This window comes from Vibrio sp. 1249-1 (assembly GCF_033340495.1).
In genome coordinates, this window is record NZ_JAWOWJ010001046.1 from 1 (window position 1) to 544 (window position 544).

Here is a 544-nt window from a genome sequence, read left to right on the forward strand (position 1 = left end):
TGTTCAGATAATTCATCCAACCAGTCATCTGCATTATCGAGTAATTCTGGGCTATCCGTTTCTGCCTCAACCTCAATGCTCTCTTCCAGGTTATGATTGCCGTGAGTGAGTTCATCGGACCAAGCGTCAGGGTTAGTCAGTTCTTGCTCGTGGTTTACAGGCTCGTTGTCTGTTTCTAGGTCAATAGCATCAACTATATTTTCTTTGAGCTGTTCTAACTGGGCTCCCTCTATTTCAGGTTCCAGTTCATTCATGTCAAGGTTAGCTAATGTGTCAATATCAAAGTTGAAATCATCGACAATGGGTTCTATTTCATGTGTGGTTTCAATAAGATCATGGTCCAAGCCTGTATATTGTTCTCTGAAATCAATATCGAAGCCACCATCGGCAGCAAGCTCTGCGAAGTTGGTACTATCTAAGGTTAATTCATTATCGTTATCTAAACCTTCTGTATGGGCGTTTTCGATGTTGTATAGCTCAATTAAGCTAAGAGTCTTTGTCGGCTCTCCAGTTGATGCATTAACCCAGCTACCCTCTTGGTTCA

Annotated in this window: 1 protein-coding gene; it reads right to left on the reverse strand. The window is 41.9% G+C overall.

What is annotated here, in order from left to right; genetic code table 11:
- Positions 1–544: hypothetical protein (locus R7Z50_RS30375; RefSeq protein WP_318150134.1), on the reverse strand; the 544-nt coding region annotated here is incomplete at both ends.